This is a genomic window from Streptomyces boncukensis, assembly GCF_011045075.1.
Classification (GTDB): domain Bacteria; phylum Actinomycetota; class Actinomycetes; order Streptomycetales; family Streptomycetaceae; genus Streptomyces; species Streptomyces boncukensis.
On record NZ_JAAKZZ010000812.1, the window covers coordinates 1 to 2,207 of the forward strand.

The 2,207-nt window shown below is 69.6% G+C and carries 2 protein-coding genes; both read right to left on the reverse strand.

Annotated features, from left to right (window positions below; all coding sequences use genetic code 11):
* Window positions 1-107: 107 nt before the first annotated feature.
* Window positions 108-869: a carbohydrate ABC transporter permease gene (locus G5C65_RS35905; RefSeq protein WP_241266305.1), complete on the reverse strand. Its 762-nt coding sequence runs from the start codon at window positions 867-869 to the stop codon at window positions 108-110.
* An 89-nt stretch (window positions 870-958) separates the two neighbouring features.
* Window positions 959-1,891 carry a carbohydrate ABC transporter permease gene (locus tag G5C65_RS35910; RefSeq protein WP_165303242.1) on the reverse strand — a complete coding sequence of 311 codons (933 nt, stop codon included), beginning with the start codon at window positions 1,889-1,891 and terminating at the stop codon, window positions 959-961.
* Window positions 1,892-2,207 lie beyond the last annotated feature (316 nt).

A 2,207-nucleotide genomic window follows, 5' to 3' on the forward strand; every position in this document is an offset into this window, starting at 1 on the left:
GGGGTGAGGGGGAGGGCGGCGGCTGCCGAGGAGGCGAGGGCCCCGCCGACAAAGGCTCGACGACGCATGACGGTTCCTCTCTTGTGGGGGATGCGCCCGCAGGGCGCTCAGTCCTTCACGGCGCCGGCCGTGACGCCGGCGGCCACGAACCGCTGCGCCAGCACGAGCAGGACGGCCGCCGGAACGGAGGCGACCACCGCGGTCGCCATGATCGCGTTCCACTCGGAGCTGTTGTTCCCGATGTACTGGTAGATGCCGAGCGTGATGGGCCGGTGCGCCCCGCCCGCGTCCAGCGTGCTGGCGAAGACGAAGTCGGACCACGCCCACAGGAACGCGAAGAGGGAGACGGTCACCACCGCGTTGCGGCTGACCGGGAGGATGACCGAGCGGAACGTGCGCCACGCACCGGCGCCGTCGATCTTCGCGGCCGCGATCAACTCGTCGGGGATGCCGGACATGAAGGCCACGAAGATCAGTACGCCGAACGGCACCGCCAGCGTGGAGTCGGCGATGATCAGGCCCCACCACTCGTTCAGCAGACCGAGGTTGAGGAAGATCCCGTAGAACCCCATCGCCATGATGATCCCCGGGATCATCTGCGCGACGAGCAGCGCGAAGCTCAGGGCCCGCCCGCCGCGCGGACGCAGCTTCGCGAGCGCGTATCCGGCGGGCGCGGCCAGCGCGAGGGTGACGGCGACCGTGCCGAGGCCGATCAGCAGGCTGGTGCGCAGATAGGGGAGCTGGTCGTCCAGGACCGTCGTGTAGCCGTCGAACGTGGGGTCCACGGGGAACCAGTCGGGGTTCTCCTTGCGCATGTTCTCGTCCCGGGTGAGCGAGACGTTCACCATCCAGTAGACGGGAAAGAGCATCAGGGCCGTCAGCAGCACGCCCACGCCCGTCCGCCACCACGACCTGCCGGACCGGCGTCCCCTCGCTCCGGGTCTCACGGCTCCGGGTCTCATGGCGTTGCCTCCGCTCTGCGCCGGCGGTGGATATGCAGCAGTCCGAAGACGAGGGCGATGAGGATCAGCACGTTGCCCACCGCCGCGCCCGGCCCGAACTTGGGCACGAGCGAGCCGAAGCCCAGCTCGTAGGACCAGGTGGCCAGCGTCGTGGAGGAGTCTCCCGGGCCGCCCCGGGTCATGATCCAGATGATGTCGAACACCTTGAGGGTGTAGACGAGGCCGAGCAGCAGGGTGATCGCGGAGACCGGCCGCAGCAGCGGGAAGGTGACGCGCCAGAAGCGCTGCCAGGCGTTCGCGCCGTCCAGCGCCGCCGCCTCGTACAGCTCGTCGGGGATGTTCCGCAGCCCGCTGTAGAGGATGACCAGGTTGAACGGGATGCCGATCCAGATGTTGGCGACGGTGACGGCGAAGAGCGACCAGTCGGGCGAGGTGAGCCAGTTGACCGGATCCATCCCGAAGGCCCGCAGCGCGGAGTTGACCACCCCGGACTCGCTGTTGAGCATCCACGACCAGGTGGAGGCGGAGACGATCAGCGGCAGCAGCCACGGCACCAGGAAGAGCGCCCGCAGCAGCGAGCCGAGCCGGAAGTGGCGGTGGAAGAAGACGGCGAGCGCCAGCCCCAGCGCGTACTGGAAGACCAGCGAGCCCCCGGTGAACAGCACCGTGTTGCGCAGCGCGGGCCCGAAGGTGGAGCTGGTGAGCACGTCGGTGAAGTTGTCCAGCCCGGCGAAGGGCGCGTCGTTCCTGACGAACGACCGCAGCGTGTAGTCCCGCAGGCTCAGATCGAGGTTGCGGTAGAGCGGGTAGACGTAGAACGCCGCGAGGTAGAGCACCAGGGGCGCGAGGAACCCCCAGGCGGTCGCGCGCGGCGACAGCGCCGGAGCACGGGGGCGCCGGCGGCGCTTTCGGGTGGCCGCGGTGGTCATCACTCTCCCTGACTGGGTCGGGGCTGCCCCTGCCGGTGTGCCGCAGTCCGCGGCCGGGATGGGGTTGCGCGCGCAGTTCCCCGCGCCCCTGACCGGGCACGGGGAACTGCGCGACCAGCCACAGCGCACCCGCACCCTGCGACGCGACAGCGAGCGGCAGCCCCGACCCGGCACGATCCGCCGGACACGCCTAGGCGGTGTCTTCAATTGATCTTGGATGGTGGATCATGGTCGGGTGATACGTCGCCATGAACTGTCTGATGCGGAGTGGGAGTTCGTTCGGCCGCTGCTGCCCGCCTCCTTGCGGGGGCGCAAG

What these genes read in the sequence shown, in the direction of transcription:
- G5C65_RS35905 (WP_241266305.1), bottom strand. Translation starts at nt 869, where the DNA reads ATGCTCTTTCCCGTCTACTGGATGGTGAACGTCTCGCTCACCCGGGAC.
- G5C65_RS35910 (WP_165303242.1), bottom strand. Translation starts at nt 1,891, where the DNA reads ATGACCACCGCGGCCACCCGAAAGCGCCGCCGGCGCCCCCGTGCTCCG.